Source organism: Caulobacter mirabilis (assembly GCF_002749615.1).
In the GTDB taxonomy this organism is placed as follows: Bacteria; Pseudomonadota; Alphaproteobacteria; order Caulobacterales; family Caulobacteraceae; genus Caulobacter; species Caulobacter mirabilis.
Genome location: NZ_CP024201.1, coordinates 2,102,969 through 2,119,385 on the forward strand (window position 1 = coordinate 2,102,969; position 16,417 = coordinate 2,119,385).

19 protein-coding genes and 1 tRNA gene are annotated in these 16,417 nt (G+C 68.3%); 13 read left to right on the top strand and 7 right to left on the bottom strand.

The window, feature by feature from the left end:
- Positions 1 to 44 precede the first annotated feature (44 nt).
- From CSW64_RS10370 to CSW64_RS10385, 4 genes are all read left to right on the top strand, one after another.
- Complete coding sequence (locus CSW64_RS10370; RefSeq protein WP_099622038.1) at positions 45 to 347, top strand: integration host factor subunit alpha; 303 nt, start codon at positions 45 to 47, stop codon at positions 345 to 347.
- A gap of 10 nt (positions 348 to 357) precedes the next feature.
- Positions 358 to 780: a MerR family transcriptional regulator gene (locus tag CSW64_RS10375; RefSeq protein WP_099622039.1), complete on the top strand. Its 423-nt coding sequence runs from the start codon at positions 358 to 360 to the stop codon at positions 778 to 780.
- Positions 781 to 876: 96 nt separating this feature from the next.
- A tRNA-Pro gene (locus tag CSW64_RS10380) sits at positions 877 to 953 on the top strand.
- Positions 954 to 975: 22 nt separating this feature from the next.
- The gene (locus tag CSW64_RS10385) at positions 976 to 1,326 is read left to right on the top strand and encodes a hypothetical protein (protein ID WP_150131371.1); all 351 of its coding nucleotides are present in this window, start codon (positions 976 to 978) and stop codon (positions 1,324 to 1,326) included.
- Positions 1,327 to 1,331: 5 nt separating this feature from the next.
- Here CSW64_RS10385 and CSW64_RS10390 read toward each other — a convergent pair whose 3' ends face one another.
- From CSW64_RS10390 to CSW64_RS10400, 3 genes are all read right to left on the bottom strand, one after another.
- Entirely contained in the window at positions 1,332 to 1,535 is a 204-nt protein-coding gene (locus CSW64_RS10390; RefSeq protein ID WP_099622041.1) for a DUF2842 domain-containing protein, read from the bottom strand.
- A 50-nt stretch (positions 1,536 to 1,585) separates the two neighbouring features.
- The gene (locus CSW64_RS10395) at positions 1,586 to 1,834 is read right to left on the bottom strand and encodes a GlsB/YeaQ/YmgE family stress response membrane protein (RefSeq protein ID WP_099622042.1); all 249 of its coding nucleotides are present in this window, start codon (positions 1,832 to 1,834) and stop codon (positions 1,586 to 1,588) included.
- A gap of 63 nt (positions 1,835 to 1,897) precedes the next feature.
- The gene (locus CSW64_RS10400) at positions 1,898 to 2,146 is read right to left on the bottom strand and encodes a GlsB/YeaQ/YmgE family stress response membrane protein (protein WP_099622043.1); all 249 of its coding nucleotides are present in this window, start codon (positions 2,144 to 2,146) and stop codon (positions 1,898 to 1,900) included.
- A gap of 118 nt (positions 2,147 to 2,264) precedes the next feature.
- On the opposite strand from CSW64_RS10400, the gene CSW64_RS10405 reads away from it, so the two are divergent.
- Entirely contained in the window at positions 2,265 to 3,296 is a 1,032-nt protein-coding gene (locus CSW64_RS10405) for a COX15/CtaA family protein (protein ID WP_099622044.1), read from the top strand.
- A gap of 125 nt (positions 3,297 to 3,421) precedes the next feature.
- Here the strand turns inward: CSW64_RS10405 and CSW64_RS10410 are convergent, their stop codons facing one another.
- Positions 3,422 to 4,819: an alkaline phosphatase PhoX gene (locus tag CSW64_RS10410; protein WP_099622045.1), complete on the bottom strand. Its 1,398-nt coding sequence runs from the start codon at positions 4,817 to 4,819 to the stop codon at positions 3,422 to 3,424.
- Positions 4,820 to 5,048: 229 nt separating this feature from the next.
- On the opposite strand from CSW64_RS10410, the gene rplM reads away from it, so the two are divergent.
- The 4 genes from rplM to CSW64_RS10430 all read left to right on the top strand — a co-directional run bounded on the left by rplM (position 5,049) and on the right by CSW64_RS10430 (position 7,550).
- Complete coding sequence (gene rplM, locus CSW64_RS10415) at positions 5,049 to 5,522, top strand: 50S ribosomal protein L13 (RefSeq protein ID WP_099622046.1); 474 nt, start codon at positions 5,049 to 5,051, stop codon at positions 5,520 to 5,522.
- Between the two features lie 3 nt (positions 5,523 to 5,525).
- Positions 5,526 to 5,996, top strand: coding sequence for a 30S ribosomal protein S9 (gene rpsI, locus CSW64_RS10420; protein ID WP_099622047.1), 471 nt, complete (start codon positions 5,526 to 5,528; stop codon positions 5,994 to 5,996).
- A 163-nt stretch (positions 5,997 to 6,159) separates the two neighbouring features.
- The gene (gene argC, locus CSW64_RS10425; protein ID WP_099622048.1) at positions 6,160 to 7,110 is read left to right on the top strand and encodes an N-acetyl-gamma-glutamyl-phosphate reductase; all 951 of its coding nucleotides are present in this window, start codon (positions 6,160 to 6,162) and stop codon (positions 7,108 to 7,110) included.
- Complete coding sequence (locus tag CSW64_RS10430) at positions 7,107 to 7,550, top strand: GNAT family N-acetyltransferase (RefSeq protein ID WP_099622049.1); 444 nt, start codon at positions 7,107 to 7,109, stop codon at positions 7,548 to 7,550. Before argC ends, CSW64_RS10430 begins: the two co-directional genes overlap by 4 nt.
- Positions 7,551 to 7,732: 182 nt before the next feature.
- On the opposite strand, the gene CSW64_RS10435 is transcribed toward CSW64_RS10430, so the two are convergent.
- The 3 genes from CSW64_RS10435 to phaC form a co-directional block, all read right to left on the bottom strand.
- The gene (locus CSW64_RS10435) at positions 7,733 to 9,484 is read right to left on the bottom strand and encodes a hypothetical protein (RefSeq protein WP_099622050.1); all 1,752 of its coding nucleotides are present in this window, start codon (positions 9,482 to 9,484) and stop codon (positions 7,733 to 7,735) included.
- Positions 9,485 to 9,621: 137 nt separating this feature from the next.
- Positions 9,622 to 10,146 carry a GNAT family N-acetyltransferase gene (locus CSW64_RS10440; protein ID WP_216361267.1) on the bottom strand — a complete coding sequence of 175 codons (525 nt, stop codon included), beginning with the start codon at positions 10,144 to 10,146 and terminating at the stop codon, positions 9,622 to 9,624.
- Entirely contained in the window at positions 10,143 to 12,107 is a 1,965-nt protein-coding gene (gene phaC, locus CSW64_RS10445; RefSeq protein WP_099622051.1) for a class I poly(R)-hydroxyalkanoic acid synthase, read from the bottom strand. Before phaC ends, CSW64_RS10440 begins: the two co-directional genes overlap by 4 nt.
- A 105-nt stretch (positions 12,108 to 12,212) precedes the next feature.
- Between phaC and CSW64_RS22000 the strand changes: the two genes are divergently transcribed.
- The 4 genes from CSW64_RS22000 to glpX all read left to right on the top strand — a co-directional run bounded on the left by CSW64_RS22000 (position 12,213) and on the right by glpX (position 16,416).
- Positions 12,213 to 12,644, top strand: a complete 432-nt coding sequence (locus CSW64_RS22000; RefSeq protein WP_172448511.1) for a hypothetical protein — start codon at positions 12,213 to 12,215, stop codon at positions 12,642 to 12,644.
- A gap of 117 nt (positions 12,645 to 12,761) precedes the next feature.
- Positions 12,762 to 13,982, top strand: coding sequence for an LL-diaminopimelate aminotransferase (locus CSW64_RS10455; protein WP_099624203.1), 1,221 nt, complete (start codon positions 12,762 to 12,764; stop codon positions 13,980 to 13,982).
- A 133-nt stretch (positions 13,983 to 14,115) separates the two neighbouring features.
- Entirely contained in the window at positions 14,116 to 15,405 is a 1,290-nt protein-coding gene (locus CSW64_RS10460; protein WP_099622052.1) for a homoserine dehydrogenase, read from the top strand.
- A gap of 57 nt (positions 15,406 to 15,462) precedes the next feature.
- On the top strand, positions 15,463 to 16,416 hold the full coding sequence (glpX, locus tag CSW64_RS10465; RefSeq protein WP_099622053.1) for a class II fructose-bisphosphatase: 954 nt from the start codon (positions 15,463 to 15,465) through the stop codon (positions 16,414 to 16,416).
- The last annotated feature ends 1 nt before the right edge of the window (position 16,417 follow it).

Here is a 16,417-nt window from a genome sequence, read left to right on the forward strand (position 1 = left end):
CATGCACCCTTCCGTTGATCGGGGTAGTTGGAGGCACGGGGGATATGAAAGGCGCGACCTTGACGCGGGCGGACCTGACAGAGGCCGTTCACGAGGAGGTAGGTCTGACTCGCCAGGATTGCGGCGGTCTGGTCGAGCGCACCCTGGATCTCGTGGCCGAGGCCCTCGAGAAGGGCGAGACCGTGAAGCTCTCTGGATTCGGCGTCTTCCAGGTCCGCGCCAAGCGCGCCCGGATGGGCCGCAACCCCAAGACCGGCGAGCCGGCCGAGATCGAGCCCCGCCGAGTGATCGGTTTCCGCGCCTCGCAGGTCATGAAGGCGCGGATCGACCGCGCTTTGAGCGACTAGGGCCGGTCCGGTGGCGAAGGGCCCAAACGCCTTCCGCACCATCTCGGAAGCCGCCGACGAGCTTGGCGTGCCGCAGCACGTGCTGCGATTCTGGGAGACCAAGTTCTCCTTCATCCGCCCCATGAAACGCGCCGGCGGCCGGCGATTCTATCGGCCGCAGGACATCGCCGTGCTGCGTGGCGTTCGCGCGCTGCTGCACGACGAAGGCTACACCATCAAAGGCGTCCAGAAGCTTCACAAGGAGCAGGGCGTGCGTCGCCTGGTCGGGGTCGGCGACGGCGAATCCGTCCCGGCCCCGGCCGTCGGCGAGGCGGTGCTGAGCGCCGACGACGGCCCCTCCGGCGCGGCCGAGGTGCGTGACCGCCTGGCCTTCGCTCTGGAGGATCTGCTGTCGGTGAAGGCCCGTCTGGACGGTCTTCTGAAGGACCGTTGAAAACCGCCAGATTGGCCATTGCCGCTTCGGAATGCGGCGCCTATAAGGGCGCTCCCCTTCGGCGGGTCGCTTCGGCGGCGCGTCGTAAATCGGTGTCGGAGCGTAGCGCAGCCTGGTAGCGCACTTGACTGGGGGTCAAGGGGTCGTGGGTTCGAATCCCGCCGCTCCGACCATCGTTTCTCCCGATCGCCAGACATGAAACCGCCGCGGCTGACGCCGCGCGTCATGGTATGGTGCGCCGCGCCGTCACCGGTCGGGGGCCTGGCCTTGAAGCCGATCAGCAAGCGGAACAGCCTCGAGGAGATCGATCGCAACGTCCGGGCCTCAATCCCGGTCGGCGTGGACGCTCGTCTCGCCGAGGCCTATTTCCGGGCCAATCGCGTCGAGCACTCCAACGCTGTCCGCGAGCGGATCGTCTATGGAATCGTTCGGGGAATTCGCGGCAGCTGGCTTCTGGTCGAGGTTTCCGCCTGGATTCGGATCCACTACGATCCGCATAGCCGCGTCACGCGGATCGATGTCTCGCGCGTGAACACCTCGTTCTGAACCGCCTAGGCCTTCGGTTCGCGGTTCATCCAGATCATCAGCGGGATCACCGGCAGCACCCAGGCCACGCCGGCGACGACGAAGTAGATCAGGTCGACGGCGGGGTGCTTCGGGAGCTTGTCGGCCAGGACGATCGCGCCGGCGACATAGGCGGCCATGAACGCCAGCAGGGCCAGCGAGCCGATGATCTTCTTGATGCGCGGGTTCATGGCGGTCTCCGACGGCCGCGGGACGCCGCCGCCGGAGCCATACGCGAGAGCTACTTGCGTTTGAAGAGCCCCAGGATGAACAGCAGCACGATGGCGCCGATCACCGAGGCGATGAGACTGGCGATCCAGCCGCTGTAGGGCAGGTTCGCGATCCCGGCCAGCCAGCTGCCGATCAGGGCGCCGACCAGGCCAACGATCAGGTTCACCACGATGCCGTGGTTGCGGTTCATGATCCGCTCGGCGATCCAGCCTGCGAAGATCCCGATGATGATGGCGCCGAAAAAGCCTACGCCTTGCATTGTGTGCCTCCTCCAACCCTGAACGGGTGTTGGAAGAACACCGCGCCGGGAACCCGGTTCCCGTCAGCGACGCCAGATCAGGACGGTCAGCGACAGCACCGCGGCGGCCCCCGCGACCGACGCCAGCGCCAGCGCCGGCAGGGTGGCCACCGGCAGGCCCAGCATCTCGCCCACGGCGGTCCCGAGCATGGCTCCCAGCACGCCGACGGTCAGCGAGGCGAACGGCGACTGTCGCCGGCCCACGATCCAGCGCGCGGCCAGGCCGGCCAACAGGCCTATGACCGCGACGGAGAAGAGGCTGGGCGCCGGCATCCCGCCAGCATGACAGCGGTTTGCGACGGCGTCACGGCTATGGACCCGGGCGAGTTACCGGCCTAGGAAGGCCCCGCTCTGATTTTCGGCTCCTTGGGAGCACAAGACGAGGCGACGAATGACGTCGTTTTTGCGTTCCGACCGGTCGCGTCCGGTCGCAGTGTGGCTGTTCGCGGTCGCGGCCCTGGTGCTGGCGATGGTGGTCGTCGGCGGGGCCACGCGCCTGACCGGCTCGGGCCTGTCGATCACCGAATGGCGGCCGGTCACCGGCGCTGTGCCGCCGATGTCCCAGCAGGCCTGGGAAGGCGAGTTCGCCAAGTACCGCGAGATCCCGCAGTACAAGCAGGTCAACCGCGGCATGAACCTCAGCGAGTTCAAGGCCATCTACTGGTGGGAGTGGGGCCATCGCCTGCTCGGCCGCCTGATCGGGCTGGTCTTCGCCGTGCCGCTGGTGGTCTTCCTGATCCGCAAGGACATCCCCAAGCGCCTGATCTGGCGCTGCTGGGCCATGCTCGGGCTCGGCGGGCTGCAGGGGGCGATCGGGTGGTGGATGGTGTCCAGCGGCCTGGCCGATCGGGTCTCGGTCGCGCCGGAGCGGCTGGCCGTCCACCTGGGCCTGGCGCTGCTGCTGTTCGTGATGCTGTTCTGGACCGCCCTGGACGCCTGGACCGGCGCGCCGCGGCAGGGCAATCCGACGCCCTGGCGGCGCTGGACCTTGATCTTCCTGGGGGCGGTCTTCCTCCAGTGTCTGCTCGGCGCCCTGGTCGCGGGGGCTGACGCCGGATTCATCTACAACGACTGGCCGCTGATGAACGGGGCGGTGTTGCCGCACGACTACGCCGGCTCGGGGATCTGGAACACGATCGCCCACAATCAGGCCAGCGTGCAGCTGCACCACCGGATCGGGGCCTATCTGCTGTTCGCGGCCGGGCTGGTCGTCGCGGGCCTGGCCTGGCGCGACCGCTACCTGCCGCGCGAGGCCAAGCAGCTGGGCTTGGCGGTGGGCGCGGCCGTACTGTTCCAGGCCGTCCTGGGCGTCGCCGCCCTGATGGCCGGCGTGCCGGTGTGGCTGGGGATCCTGCACCAGGCCGGCGCCGTCGGCGTGCTGGCCGTGGCCACGGCGATGGCCTGGCGGGTGCGGCGGCTCTGAAGCCTTGGTGCTCCCCACTGGGGGAGCTGCCGGCGAAGCCGGCTGAGGGGGTCATGAGCGCGTCGGAGACCCCCTCCGTCTCGCCTGGCGGCGACCACCTCCCCCAGAGGGGAGGAGCCGGATTCTCAGACCCGGAACTTCTCCCACGGCCCGGTGATCGCCAGGGTGATCCCCGGCCAGTAGATGTTCACGAACATGGTCTTGCCGTCCGGCGCGAAGCAGGCGCCGGCCAGTTCGGCGTTCCCCTCGTAGACGTTGCGGCCGATCGTATAGACCTTGCCGTCCGGGGTGATCCCCTTGAGGTGGTTGCGTTCGGTCTCCGAATAGCGGTCCTCGCAGGCGATGATGTGCCCGGCCGGCGAGACGATGATGTTGTCGGCGTAGTCCAGCACCCGCTGCTCGCGCGATTCCACGAACAGCTGGGTCCTGCCCGGCGCGTCCTTCTCGTCGGCGTGGCCTTCGCGGGCGCTGGGGACGTAGCGCATGATCTGGCCGGCCCCGGCCGCGCCGCCGGAGGTGCAGGCGAAGTAGAGTTCGCCGTCGCCCCAGAACACACCTTCGCCGCGGGCGAAGATCGCCGCGCCCTGTTCGGCGCCGCGCAGGCGCAGGTCGTCGTTGGGGTTGTCGACGCCGTCCATGTCGATCCAACGGCTCGGCCGCCAGTCCGAGCGCTTCAGACCCGTCTCGCCGTTCCAGTTCCGGGTGTCGCAGCTTTCCGGCTGATCCGAGAAGGCAAGCGCCTGCAGTCGGCCGCCTTTCTTCAGGTCGCCCGGCGTGTTGGGCAGGAAGCGGTAGAACAGGCCGTCGGATAGGTCCTCGGTCAGATAGACGACCCCGGTCCGCGGATCGACGCAGGCCGCCTCGTGCTTGAAGCGGCCCAGGCCCGTCAGCGGAATCGGATCGACCAGGCCGGTCGCCTTGGCCGGCACCTCGAAGACATAGCCGTGGTCCTTGGCGACGTTGAAGCCGGCCTGGGTGGTGGTCTCCTCGCAGCTCAGCCAGCTGCCCCAGGGGGTGATGCCGCCGGCGCAGTTGATCAGGGTGCCGGCCAGGCTGAGGAACTGCTTCTCCACCTTGCCGGTGGCGGCGTCGTAGATCAGCGTCGTCGTGCCGCCGGCCAGGGGAACGCCGTTGTCGTCGACGTCATAGACGCGCTTCCTGTCGATCCGATCGGCCAGGTGCTGGCTCGCGCCGAACGGGCCGTGGTGGCGGTCGGTGACCTTCAGCTCATGGTTCCGGATCAGCGCCAGCTTGCCGCCGCCGATCGGCAGGCAGCCCATGCCGTCGAACTTATAGGGAACCAGCAGGCCGTCCGACATCGTCTCGCCAGCCTGGGACAGGATGCGGTAGCTGAAGCCCTTGGGAAGGTCGAAGACCCCGTTGGGGTCCTCGACCAGCGGGCCGTAGCCGTAGACCTCGTTGCGATAGGTTTCCTCGGCGGTCTCGTCCTGCGCGCGCGCATAGCCGGAGAAGGCGAGGGCGGCGGCGGACGCGCCGAGGAAGCCGCGGCGAGAGAAGGGCATGGTGGAGACTCCTGGGTGCGCGTCCGAGCTAGTCACTATATGCGACAGTCTGATTAAGCCGCGCCGGGAAATTCGGTATTATGATACCGTATCGGCGCAATCCCTTATTTCACAAGGGGTTGCGCCGTGTCGATGAAGATCGACTGTTGACGACATGGAATCCCGCGTGTATTGCCGCGCCCTCACGTCGGGGACCGCTCGTTCCCGCCTGCAATACGGATCTGTTCCCATGATGAAGACCACGGCTTCGCTGAAGCCCGCCGAGGTCGAGAAGAAGTGGATCGTGATCGATGCCGAGAACGCCGTCGTCGGCCGTCTCGCCACGTTCATCGCCATGCGTCTTCGCGGCAAGCATCGTCCTGACTACACCCCGCACGTCGACTGCGGCGACTACGTCGTCGTGATCAACGCCGACAAGGTGAAGTTCACGGGCCGCAAGCTGGACCAGAAGGTCTACTACCGCCACACCGGCCACCCGGGCGGCGTCAAGGAAATCACCGCCGGAAAGCAACTGACCGGTCGCTTCCCCGAGCGCGTGCTGGCGAAGGCCGTCGAGCGCATGCTGCCGAAGGAGAGCCCGCTGGCTCGCGCGCAGCTGACCCACCTGCGCATCTTCAACGGCGCCGAGCACACCCATCAGGCGCAGAACCCGGAAGTCGTCGACTTCGCTGGTCGCAACGCCAAGAACATCCGGAGCCAATAAGTCATGGCCGAAGCCCAAGGTTTCGAGGCCCTGCAAGGCCTCTCGTCGAACCCCGAAGTCGCGCCCGCCGAGCCCAAGCTCGACAAGTTTGGCCGCGCCTACGCCACCGGCAAGCGGAAGAACGCGATCGCCAAGGTCTGGATCAAGCCGGGCAAGGGCCAGATCACGATCAACGGCCGCGACCAGGAAGTCTATTTCGCCCGTCCCGTGCTGCGCATGATGATCGCCCAGCCCTTCCAGGTCACCGACCGCGAAGGCCAGTTCGACGTCATCGTGTCGGTCCAGGGCTCGGGCCTGTCGGGCCAGGCCGGCGCCGTGCGTCACGGCATCTCCAAGGCTCTGACCTACTTCGAGCCGGGCCTGCGTCCGGTCCTGAAGCCGCACGGCTTCCTGACCCGCGACAGCCGCGTCGTCGAGCGTAAGAAGTACGGCAAGGCCAAGGCCCGCCGTAGCTTCCAGTTCTCGAAGCGCTAGTCGCTCGCGATCTGTATTGCGAGAAGGGCGCTTCGGGTCACCGAGGCGCCCTTTTTCTTTGGGCTCTTCTCCCGCTCATCCCGGCGAATGCCGGGACCCAGATCATGGAGCGTGGAGTTCGGCATCTGGGCCCCGGCGTTCGCCGGGGTGAGCGGAGTTTGAAATGGCTGCACCCAAGGTCTTCATCGACGGCGAAGCCGGCACCACCGGGCTTCAGATCTACGAGCGCCTCGTCGGTCGCACGGACATCGAGCTGCTGTCGATCGATCCGGCCCGCCGCAAGGACACGGACGCCCGCGCCGAACTGCTCAACGCTGCCGACGTGGCGATCCTGTGCCTGCCGGACGACGCCTCCCGCGAGGCGGTCGGGCTGGTGACCAATCCGGACACGCGCATCATCGACGCCTCGACCGCCTTCCGGACGGCCGAGGGCTGGACCTATGGCTTCCACGAACTCGAGCCCGGCCACGCCAAGGTCGTGGCCGCGTCGAAGCGGGTGTCCAATCCGGGCTGCTATCCGACCGGCGCCGTCGCCCTGATCCGGCCGCTGGTCCAGGCGGGCCTGCTGCCAGCGGACTATCCGATCACCGTCAACGCCATCTCGGGCTACAGCGGCGGCGGCAAGGGCATGATCGCCGAGTTCGAGGACGCCTCGGCCCCGAACCACACGACGGTTCCCTATCGGCTGTACGGCCTGGGCCTGAACCACAAGCACGTGCCGGAGATGCAGAAGTACGGCGCGCTGCTGACCAAACCGATCTTCGAACCGGCGGTCGGCCGCTACGCCCAGGGCATGCTGGTGCAGGTCCCGCTGCACCTGGAGCTGCTCAGCGGCGCCCCCTCGCTGGGCGACCTGCAGAAGACCCTGGCCGACCACTATCGCGGCTGCGCCTTCGTCGAGGTCGCCTCCATCGAGGAGGCCAAGAGCCTCGGCACGCTCGATCCGGAAGGGTTGAACGGCACCAACCGCATGAAGCTGTTCGTGTTCGGCTCCGACACCTCCGGTCAGGCGCGCCTCGTGGCCCTGCTCGACAACCTGGGCAAGGGCGCCTCCGGCGCGGCGGTCCAGAGCATGAACCTGATGCTGGGCCTGCCGGAGACGACCGGGCTGTGATCCGCCGGGCGACGCCGGCGGACAGCGAGGTCTTGCGGGCGATGATGATGCTCAGCAACGGCTACGAGCGCGCGGCCGCGCGAGCGATGATCATCACCTTCGCGACCGGCTGGTCCGTGCCCGAGGGCGCGCATGAGGTCTGGCTGGCGGAGGAGGGTGGTCTCATCGCCGCCGGCTTCTACGCCTTGATCCCGCACGGCGCGGACCAGGAGCTGGATCTGTTCTTCACCGACAACGGCGCCCAGGGCACGGGCCTTGGCCGTCGCCTGTTCGACCACATGACCGCCCGCGCCCGGGACCTGGGCGCGGCGCGGGTGGTGATCTCGTCCAATCCCGAGGCGGCGGGCTTCTACCGTCGGATGGGCGCGGTCGACATCGGCGTGACCGCGCCCGGCGACGGCATCGCCTGGGAAAGACCCAAGCTGGCGCTGTCGCTCTAACGCCGCCTCCAATTCCGGTCGTCCCGGCGAAGGCCGGGACCCAGACTCGAGCCGAGCGACTGGCATTCTCTCGTCAGAGGCGCAGCCCTATGACTGAATCCCGGCCTTCGCCGGGATGACCGGTAGAGGAGAGCCCCGACACGGATGACCAGTCGAGGCCCGATCCGCGAACCGTTGTCGCTCTAGCGTCTGGCCGTCAGGCTGCGCGCGGCCGCGTCGAGAGCGGCCCGTTCCTCCTTCAGCGTGCCCGCCGCCGCGTCGAGCGCCCGTTGGCCGCCGGTCGCGATGACCTTGGCCAGGACGTCGTCGGTGATCTTGGCGAAGCGGCGCTCGTCCAGCGGGAAGAACTCCTGGCGGATCGCCAGGATCGCCCCGCCGAAGGCCGCGTCGGCGACCCAGCTCAGGTCGACGGCGTTGGGCCTGGGCGGATCGATCTTGTCCTTGCGGTCGCCGGCCTCGCCCTCCTCGATCCGGATCGCCCAGGGGTCGAGCGGATTGACCCAGATCGGCTCCAGCACCAGGTCGCGGATGAAGTCGAACACCCAGCGGGTCGATTGGCAGCGACTGGCGAACTTGCCGATGGCGTCCTTCGCGTGCCGGCCCACGATCAGGTAGTCGTACAGCTTGGCCGTCTCCAGGGTGATCTGCGGGTTGTAGATCTCGGCGAAGCGGACGCTGTCGATGAACACCAGGGCCGACCAGTTGCGCATGCACTGGATCTTCGCCGGCCGCGCCAGCCACAGGGCGATGTTGCGGAAGTAGGCGATGATCTCGGCGTAGTGGGCCTCGCCCGCCGGCGTGGCCAGAAACCCGACCGACTTGGGAAACGGCATGGTGCTGTCGCCGGTCAGATTGATGTTGATGAAGTGGTGCCAGGTCGAGTCCACCGCGACCCGGCCGACGCTGGCCCGGTGCCCGTCGTAGGCCCCGATCACCCCGAACCGCCGGGCGTTGGTGACCCCGTCCTTGCCGCTGGTCAGATGGCCGCCGATCACCCGGCCCCAGGCCACGACCTCCGGCCGGGGCTTGAGGCCGCCGTCCGTCGCCGCCGGGAACTCGGTGACGTTGTAGCCGTCCAGGGTGGTGGTCCAGGTCAGGGTCGAGGCCGCCGTGCATTGGCTCTCGTGCGCATGGTCGGGCAGCACCCGGATGACGCCGTTGGGGCCGCAGAGCAGCGGGTGGGGCCAGGTCGCCTCGCGGAAGGGCCCGATCTTGGCGGAGTAGAACTTCGGCTCGATCGGCTGCGGGATGTCGTCGGACTGGTCCTCGAACTGGTAGCCGCCGTCATGGCCTTCCTGGTTGGTGTCGAACCGGTCCGCGCCCTCGAACGGCGGCGCCAGGCCTTCGCCGTTGGGGCCGACGACGGGGAAGAACCAGCGCCGCATGGCCCGCACGCGCGGCAGGAAGCCGCCCATGGCGCAACCCAGGTCCTCGTGGTCGCCGGTGGCGAAGACGCCGCCGCCGCCGTCCATGAACTGGCAGAGGACCCGCAGCTCCTGGTCGGTCAGGCGGTTGGTCCAGGTTCCGTTGCCCAGCTTGGTGCTGCGCTGGGACCCGAACAGCCAGACCTCGTCGTAGTCGGCCGGGTTGAACTTGGCGGCGTCGGCGAAGTTGATCTGTTTGACCGTCTTGCTGACATGCGGGTTGCCGATCCCGAGCCGGGCGTCGGAGACGTTGTCGCGGTGGGCGGTGGTGATCTCAAAGCGGACGTACGGGAAGTCCTCGCTCTTCAGCGCCGAGAGCACGTCCGACAGGCCGAAGTCCTCGTCGCTGAAGTAGAGGAAGCCGTCGCAGACCATCAGGATCCGCACGGTGCAGGGCCGCCAGGGGAATTTCCAATCCAGGAAGGGGTTGGTCTTCCAGGCCTCGGCGCGAGCCAGCTTCTCGCGAAGGCGGCCGGTGAACTGGTTGGGAGCGACTGTACGATCAGACATCACACTTCTCCTCGAAGGGGTGGAAGTACGCGACTGTCTTGAAGGGCCTTCGATCGGCGCAGGCGCACGATGGACCCGCCGCCATCTAGGCGAGTCCATTTGAAGAAATGCAACCTATAGTATATTTTCCTAGCGGATCAGACCGCCGGCAGCCGCTTCCAGAAGACGACTGTCGGCTCGGAGCCGCCGCCGGACTTCAGGGCGAAGTCGGGGATCACGCCGGCCTCGGTCCAGCCCAGGCGGCGGTAGAGGCGGTCGGCGACGCTCCCCTCGATGGTGTCCAGCACCAGCAGGCGGCGGCCGAGCGCCCGGGCGGCGTCCTCGGCGGTCCGCATCAGGGCGACGGCCAGGCCGCGGCCCCGCGCGCGCGGATGCACCATCAGCTTGGCGATCTCGGCCCGATGGGCGCCGTTGGGCTTGCCGACCGGATGCAGCTGGATGGTTCCGGCGACGGCGCCGTCCGCCTCGAGGACCGACCACATCAGGATGTCGCCCGCCGCGACGCCCTGGGCCACGTCGCGCCAGAAGGTCTCGGCCTGACCGGCCGGCATCGGGTGCAGGAATCCGATCGAGGCGCCGTCGGCCACGCAGGCTTCCAGCATCTCGGCGTAGTCGGGCAGGGCGGTCAGCAGATCGCCGGCCGACACAGGGGTTGGACTCAAGAACGGACCTTCACATAGGAACCCGGCGCGTCCTCGATCGGCGCGCCCAGCGGTCCCTTGGACGGATCCCGGGCTGGAACCAAGGGGCCGGAGCGCTCGGCCAGCCATCGACCCCAGTGCGGCCACCAGCTGCCTGGATGTTCGACAGCGCCCGCCTGCCATTCGCCCACCGTCGCGGGCAGGTCGGGGTTGGTCCAATGCTGGTACTTCTTCGCGTCCGGGTGGTTGATCACCCCGGCGATATGGCCGCTGCCGGCCATGGTGAAGGTGACCGGTCCGCCGAACAGCTTGGCCCCGCGGTAGATGCTCTTGAACGGCGCGATATGGTCCTCGCGAGAGGACTGGACGTAGATCGGCGTCTCGACCGTCTTCAGGTCCAGGTCGACGCCGTCGAGAGTCAGCCTGCCCTCGGCCAGGGCGTTGTCCTTGTAGAAATTGCGCAGATAGAACAGGTGCAGCGCCTTGGGCATCCGCGTCTGGTCGCTGTTCCAGAACAGCAGGTCGAACGGCTTGGGCTCCTTGCCCATCAGGTAGTTGTTCACGAAGAACGACCAGATCAGGTCGTTGCCGCGCAGCGAGTTGAAGGTGTCGGCCATCGACTTGCCGGGCAGGAAGCCGCCGGCCTGGTCGATCCGGGTCTCGATCTCGGCCAGCCAGGCGTCGTCGACGAACAGTTTCAGGTCGCCGGCCTCGGCGAAGTCCTGCTGGGCGGCGAAGAAGGTGGCCGAGTTGATCCGCGGATCGCCCTTGGCCGCCATATGGGCGAGGGCGCAGGAGAGCAGGGTGCCGCCGATGCAGTACCCCACGGTGTTTACCCGATCGACCTGGCACTGCTTCATCACCTGCGTGGTGGCGTCGTAGATGCCTTCCTTCAGGTAGCTCTCGAAGGTCTTGGCCGCGAGCGCCTCGTCCGGATTGACCCAGCTGGTGACGAACACCGAAAAGCCCTGGCCGGTCAGCCAGCGGACCAGGCTGTTATCGGGCCGCAGATCGATGATGTAGAACTTGTTGATCCAGGGCGTGAACAGCAGCAACGGGATCTCGTGGACCTTGTCGGTCGTCGGCTCGTACTGCAGCAGCTGCAGAATGTCGTTCTGGTAGACCACCTTGCCGGGGGCGGTGGCGACGTTCTCGCCGACCCGGAACTGGTCCATGTCGGTCTGGCTGATGGCCAGCTGGCCGCCGCCGCGGGCCAGGTCGCCGGCGAAGTTCTCCATGCCGCGGACCAGGCTCTCGCCGCCGGTCTGCATCGCCTCGCGCAGGGCGGCCGGGTTGGACATCAGGAAGTTCGACGGCGAGATCGCGTCCGTCAGCATCTTCATGAAGAACTCGACCCGGCGCTTCTCCAGCGGCGCGACGCCGTCGACCTCGGCGACCAGGCCGTTCAGCCAGTTGCTGGTCAGCAGATAGGACTGCTTCATCACGTCGAAGACAGGGTTCGCGCCCCAGTCGGGGTCGTTGAAGCGCTTGTCGCCCTTGGCCGGTTCGACCACCGGATCCACCGTCTCCCCGGCCATGCGCCGGGCGGTGGACTGCCACAGGTCCAGATAGCGCGAGAACAGGTCGGCCTGAGCCCGCAGCAGCCGGTCGGGCTGGGCCGCCAGCCGACCCATCACGTCCGTCAGGGCGGGGCCGACATGGAAGGGGTCGGGGCTGAGGGCGGCCGGGCTGTCGGCCTGGCGCAGGGCGGCCTCGGCGATGGCGCCCTGGGCGGTGACGGCGGCGCGGGCCAGGTTGGCGGACAGCTTCTCCAGCGCCTCGCGCTGCTGGCTCGACAGGAAGGCGGCGGGGTCGGCGGCGACGGTTTCCGGTTCGGGCGGCGGGGGCGGGGTCTTGGCCCGGGTCTCGACCTTGGGGGCCGCCGCCTTGGGTTCCGCCTTGGGCTTCGGCGCCTTCGCGGCGGGTTTCGCCGTCTTGGCGGTCGCGGGTTTGCGCCGGGTCTTGCCGTCCGTAGCCGCCATTTCGCTTCCTTCCCTCGCGAGGACGCCTCAAGCGGCCTTTCGCTTGCCGCGATCATGGCTTAGACCAAGCGACAAATGGAAGGCGATGTGCGCATTTTCTGGCGAATGACCCGACCGGCGCTCCTGGCGGGAGCGGCCCTGGTCGTGACGGGCTGTACGGCGATCGTCGAGCTGGAGCCTGGCGTCAACGCGCCCGTGGACGCGACCTCGCCGGCCGCCAAGGCCGTCGTCGAAGCGGTGCAGAATCCTGGGCCCTGGCCGACCTTCGCCGACATTCCGGAGATTCCCGCCGACGTTCGCGAATCGGCGGCCTGGCGCGCGGACATCGCCGCCCAGCAGGCCGAGGGGGCTTCGACCGTCGCGGCGGCCGGGCCGGACAGCTGGAGCCTGAACGCCACCGACGCCTTCGCGCGCCGCGCCAAGGACGAAGCCGCCGCCATCGCCGTGCATGCGCCGACCGCCGCCGAGATCGCGGAATCGGAAGCCTACGCCCGGGCTCTTCGCAAGCGAGCTACCCCGCCTTCGTCGCCGAGGTGATCGGCCGGGCGCGGCGGAGGCACAATCGTCCCTGAACCTGCTTGGAAATGCCCCTTCCGAGGGCTATCCATGCGCGACCTCCGCTCCAGCGCGCCCGATGGCGCAGACGAGCCCTTCATGACGACCGAGTTTCACCGTATCCGCCGCCTACCTCCCTACGTCTTCGAGGAGGTCAACCGCATCAAGGCCCGCCTGCGCGGGCAGGGCGTGGACATCATCGACTTCGGGATGGGCAATCCCGACATGCCGACCCCCAAGCACATCGTCGACAAGCTGATCGAGACCGCCAAGGACCCGAAGGCCGGCCGCTACAGCGCCTCCAAGGGCGTCGTCGGTCTGCGCCGCGCCATGGCCGGCTACTACGAGCGACGGTTCGGCGTGAAGCTGAACCCCGACACCGAGGTGATTGCGACGCTGGGCTCCAAGGAGGGCTTCGCCAACCTGGCCCAGGCCCTGACCGCGCCGGGCGACGTCATCATCTGCCCCAACCCGGCCTATCCGATCCACGCCTTCGGCTTCATCATGGCCGGCGGAGTGATCCGCCACGTGCCGGCCCTGTCGCCGGAAGAGTATCTGTCGGGCATCAGCCGCGCGGTGAAGCATTCGGTGCCGCCGCCCAACGTGCTGATCCTCAGCTATCCGTCCAACCCGACGGCCCAGTGGGTCGATGTCGACTTCTACCGGGATGCGGTCGCGCTGGCGAAGAAGCACGACATGCTGATCATCTCGGACGTCGCCTACGGCGACATCTACTTCGAGAACAACCCGCCGCCCTCGATCCTGCAGGTCGACGGGGCCAAGGACATCGCCGTCGAGGTCAACAGCCTGTCAAAGACCTACGCCATGGCCGGTTGGCGCGTTGGCATGGTGGTCGGCAATCACCGCATCTGCGCCGCCCTGGCGCGAGTGAAGTCCTACCTGGACTACGGCGCCTACCTGCCGATCCAGGTGGCGGCGACCGCAGCGCTGAACGGTCCGCAGGACTGCGTCGACGAGATCCGCGGCATCTACAAGTCGCGGCGCGACACCCTGATCAGCAGCATGAAGCGGGCCGGCTGGGACATCCCGGCGCCGCCCGCCTCGATGTTCGCCTGGGCCAAGATCCCTGAGCAGTACAAGGACGCCGGGTCCATGCTGTTCTCGCGGCTGCTGGTCGAGGAGGCCGGCGTGGCGGTGGCCCCGGGCGCGGGCTTCGGCGAATACGGCGAAGGCTATGTCCGCATCGGGCTGGTCGAGAACGAGCACCGCATCCGGCAGGCGGCTCGCAACGTGAAGAAGTTCCTGGCCGACTCCGACCGGATCCTCGGCAAGGCCCACAACGCATTGGCGGCGCAATGAGTCAGAAAACTCACTACCCGCTCGTCCCGGCGAAGGCCGGGACCCAGTTGTGGGCGCCGGACTTCGACCGAAATTCTGAACACCGAGAATGGATCTGGGTCCCGGCCTTCGCCGGGATGAGCGGAGAAAAACGATGAGTGTCAAAACCTGGCGTGTCGGGGTGGCTGGGTTGGGCACCGTCGGCGGCGGTCTGCTGCAGTTCCTCGCCGAGCGGCCGGATTTCGCGCCGGCCGGCGGTCGCGCGGTGGTCACCGGCGTCTCGGCCCGCAACCGCTCGCGGCCGCGACCGGTGGACATCTCGGGCCTGACCTGGTTCGACGATCCCGTGGCGCTGGCGACCTCGCCCGAGACCGACATCTTCGTCGAACTGGTCGGCGGCAGCGACGGCCCGGCCAAGGCCGCGGTCGAAGCGGCGCTGAAGGCCGGCAAGCCGGTGGTCACCGCCAACAAGGCCCTGATCGCCGAGCACGGCGCCGAACTGGCCGCCCTGGCCGAGAGCGCCGGCGTGCCGCTGCTGTTCGAGGCGGCGGTGATGGGCGGCACCCCGGCGGTGAAGATGCTGCGCGAGGCCATGGTCGGCGACGACGTGCGCGGCGTGGCCGGCATCCTCAACGGCACCTGCAACTTCATCCTCAGCGAGATGGAGGCCAAGGGCCTGCCGTTCGCCGAGGTGCTGAGCGACGCCCAGCGGATGGGCTATGCCGAGGCCGACCCGACGATGGACGTCGGCGGCTTCGATGCGGCGCACAAGGTCTCGATCCTGGCCGCCCTGGCGTTCGGTTGCGCGCCCAACTTCGCCGCCGCCGAGATCGAGGGCATCGAGGGCGTCGACGCGCTCGACATCCGGATGGCCAAGGACCTGGGCTACCGCATCCGCCTGGTCGCTTCGGCCGACCGCGCCGCCGACGGCGTGGCGGTGAGGGTGCACCCCTCGCTGGTGCCGGAAGGCCATCCGCTGGCCGAGACCCGCGGCGCCCTGAACGCCCTGTTCATCGAGGGCACCCGCATCGGCCGGATCTTCATCCAGGGCCCGGGCGCCGGATCGGGGCCGACGGCCGCCGCGGTGGCCGCCGACATCGCCGATGTGATGACCGGCGCGACCCGTCCGGTGTTCCAGGCTCCGGCCGAGGACCTGAAGCCCTTTGTCGCCGTCGCCCCGACCAAGCGGGTCGGCAAGGCCTATCTGCGGCTGCTGGTGAAGGACCAGCCCGGCGTCATCGCCGCCGTGTCCGAGACCCTGGCGGAATGCGGCGTCTCGATCGACAGCTTCCTGCAGAAGCCCGTCGAGGACGCCGGGGGCGTGCCGATCGTGCTGACCACGCACGCCATCGCCGAGTCCGTGCTCACCGATGCGATAAACCGCATCGAAAAGCTCCCGGCTGTGCTAGAGCGTCCTCGGCTGTTGCGCATCGCGCGCATCTGAGAATCCTCCGACAATACGCTGACGAGCCCCGCGAGAGGGCCAGGAGACATAGACTAGATGAGTTCCGAGACTCTGGACCGGAGCCTTGTGCTTGAGGCCGTTCGGGTGACCGAGGCCGCCGCCGTGGCCGCCTGGAGCCTGGTGGGCCGCGGCGACGAGAAGGCCGCCGACCAGGCCGCCGTCGACGCCATGCGCAACGCCCTGAACGAGCTCGCCATCGACGGCGAGATCGTGATCGGCGAAGGCGAGCGCGACGAAGCGCCCATGCTCTACATCGGCGAGAAGGTCGGCACGGGCAGCGGCCCGGCGATCGACATCGCGTTGGATCCGCTGGAAGGCACCACCCTGACGGCGAAGGCCATGGCCAACGCCCTGGCGGTGATGGCCTGGGCGCCCAAGGGCACCCTGCTGAACGCGCCGGACACCTACATGGACAAGATCGCCTGCGGGCCGGGCTATCCGGAAGGCGTGATCGACCTGGACGCCAGCGCCGCCGACAACGCCAAGGCGCTCGCCAAGGCCAAGGGCGTCGACGTCAGCGAGATCACCGTCTGCGTGCTGGACCGTCCGCGTCACGCCGAGATCATCAACAGCCTGCGCTCGGTCGGCGCGCGCGTTTACCTGATCACCGACGGCGACGTCGCCGGCGTGATCAACACCGCCGATCCCGACACCGGCGTCGACCTGTACATGGGCCAGGGCGGGGCGCCGGAAGGCGTGCTGGCCTGCGCGGCCCTGAAGTGCGTCGGCGGCCAGTTCCAGGGCCGCCTGGTGTTCCGCAACAACGACGAGCGCGCGCGCGCCGCTCGGTGGGGCATCACCGACCTGGATCGCAAGTACAGCCTGAACGAAATCGTCCGGGCCGACGCGATCTTCGCCATGACCGGCGTGACCAAGGGCGCGCTGCTCGACGGCATCCGCTTCGAGAAGGGCGCCGTGCACACGCACAGCCTGGTCATGAACTCCTCCACCCGCACGGTGCGTGAAGTGCGGATGAAGCGTCCGCTCTGAC

Excerpts from the sequence above, each read along its gene's own strand:
- CSW64_RS10455 (WP_099624203.1), top strand. The coding sequence starts at position 12,762 with ATGACGACCGAGTTTCACCGTATCCGCCGCCTACCTCCCTACGTCTTC.
- CSW64_RS10370 (WP_099622038.1), top strand. The coding sequence starts at position 45 with ATGAAAGGCGCGACCTTGACGCGGGCGGACCTGACAGAGGCCGTTCAC.
- CSW64_RS10395 (WP_099622042.1), bottom strand. The coding sequence starts at position 1,834 with ATGCAAGGCGTAGGCTTTTTCGGCGCCATCATCATCGGGATCTTCGCA.
- CSW64_RS10410 (WP_099622045.1), bottom strand. The coding sequence starts at position 4,819 with ATGCCCTTCTCTCGCCGCGGCTTCCTCGGCGCGTCCGCCGCCGCCCTC.
- glpX (WP_099622053.1), top strand. The coding sequence starts at position 15,463 with ATGAGTTCCGAGACTCTGGACCGGAGCCTTGTGCTTGAGGCCGTTCGG.
- CSW64_RS22000 (WP_172448511.1), top strand. The coding sequence starts at position 12,213 with ATGACCCGACCGGCGCTCCTGGCGGGAGCGGCCCTGGTCGTGACGGGC.
- CSW64_RS10435 (WP_099622050.1), bottom strand. The coding sequence starts at position 9,484 with ATGTCTGATCGTACAGTCGCTCCCAACCAGTTCACCGGCCGCCTTCGC.
- CSW64_RS10405 (WP_099622044.1), top strand. The coding sequence starts at position 2,265 with ATGACGTCGTTTTTGCGTTCCGACCGGTCGCGTCCGGTCGCAGTGTGG.
- CSW64_RS10460 (WP_099622052.1), top strand. The coding sequence starts at position 14,116 with ATGAGTGTCAAAACCTGGCGTGTCGGGGTGGCTGGGTTGGGCACCGTC.
- argC (WP_099622048.1), top strand. The coding sequence starts at position 6,160 with ATGGCTGCACCCAAGGTCTTCATCGACGGCGAAGCCGGCACCACCGGG.
- rpsI (WP_099622047.1), top strand. The coding sequence starts at position 5,526 with ATGGCCGAAGCCCAAGGTTTCGAGGCCCTGCAAGGCCTCTCGTCGAAC.
- CSW64_RS10385 (WP_150131371.1), top strand. The coding sequence starts at position 976 with ATGAAACCGCCGCGGCTGACGCCGCGCGTCATGGTATGGTGCGCCGCG.
- CSW64_RS10390 (WP_099622041.1), bottom strand. The coding sequence starts at position 1,535 with ATGAACCCGCGCATCAAGAAGATCATCGGCTCGCTGGCCCTGCTGGCG.
- rplM (WP_099622046.1), top strand. The coding sequence starts at position 5,049 with ATGATGAAGACCACGGCTTCGCTGAAGCCCGCCGAGGTCGAGAAGAAG.
- CSW64_RS10400 (WP_099622043.1), bottom strand. The coding sequence starts at position 2,146 with ATGCCGGCGCCCAGCCTCTTCTCCGTCGCGGTCATAGGCCTGTTGGCC.
- phaC (WP_099622051.1), bottom strand. The coding sequence starts at position 12,107 with ATGGCGGCTACGGACGGCAAGACCCGGCGCAAACCCGCGACCGCCAAG.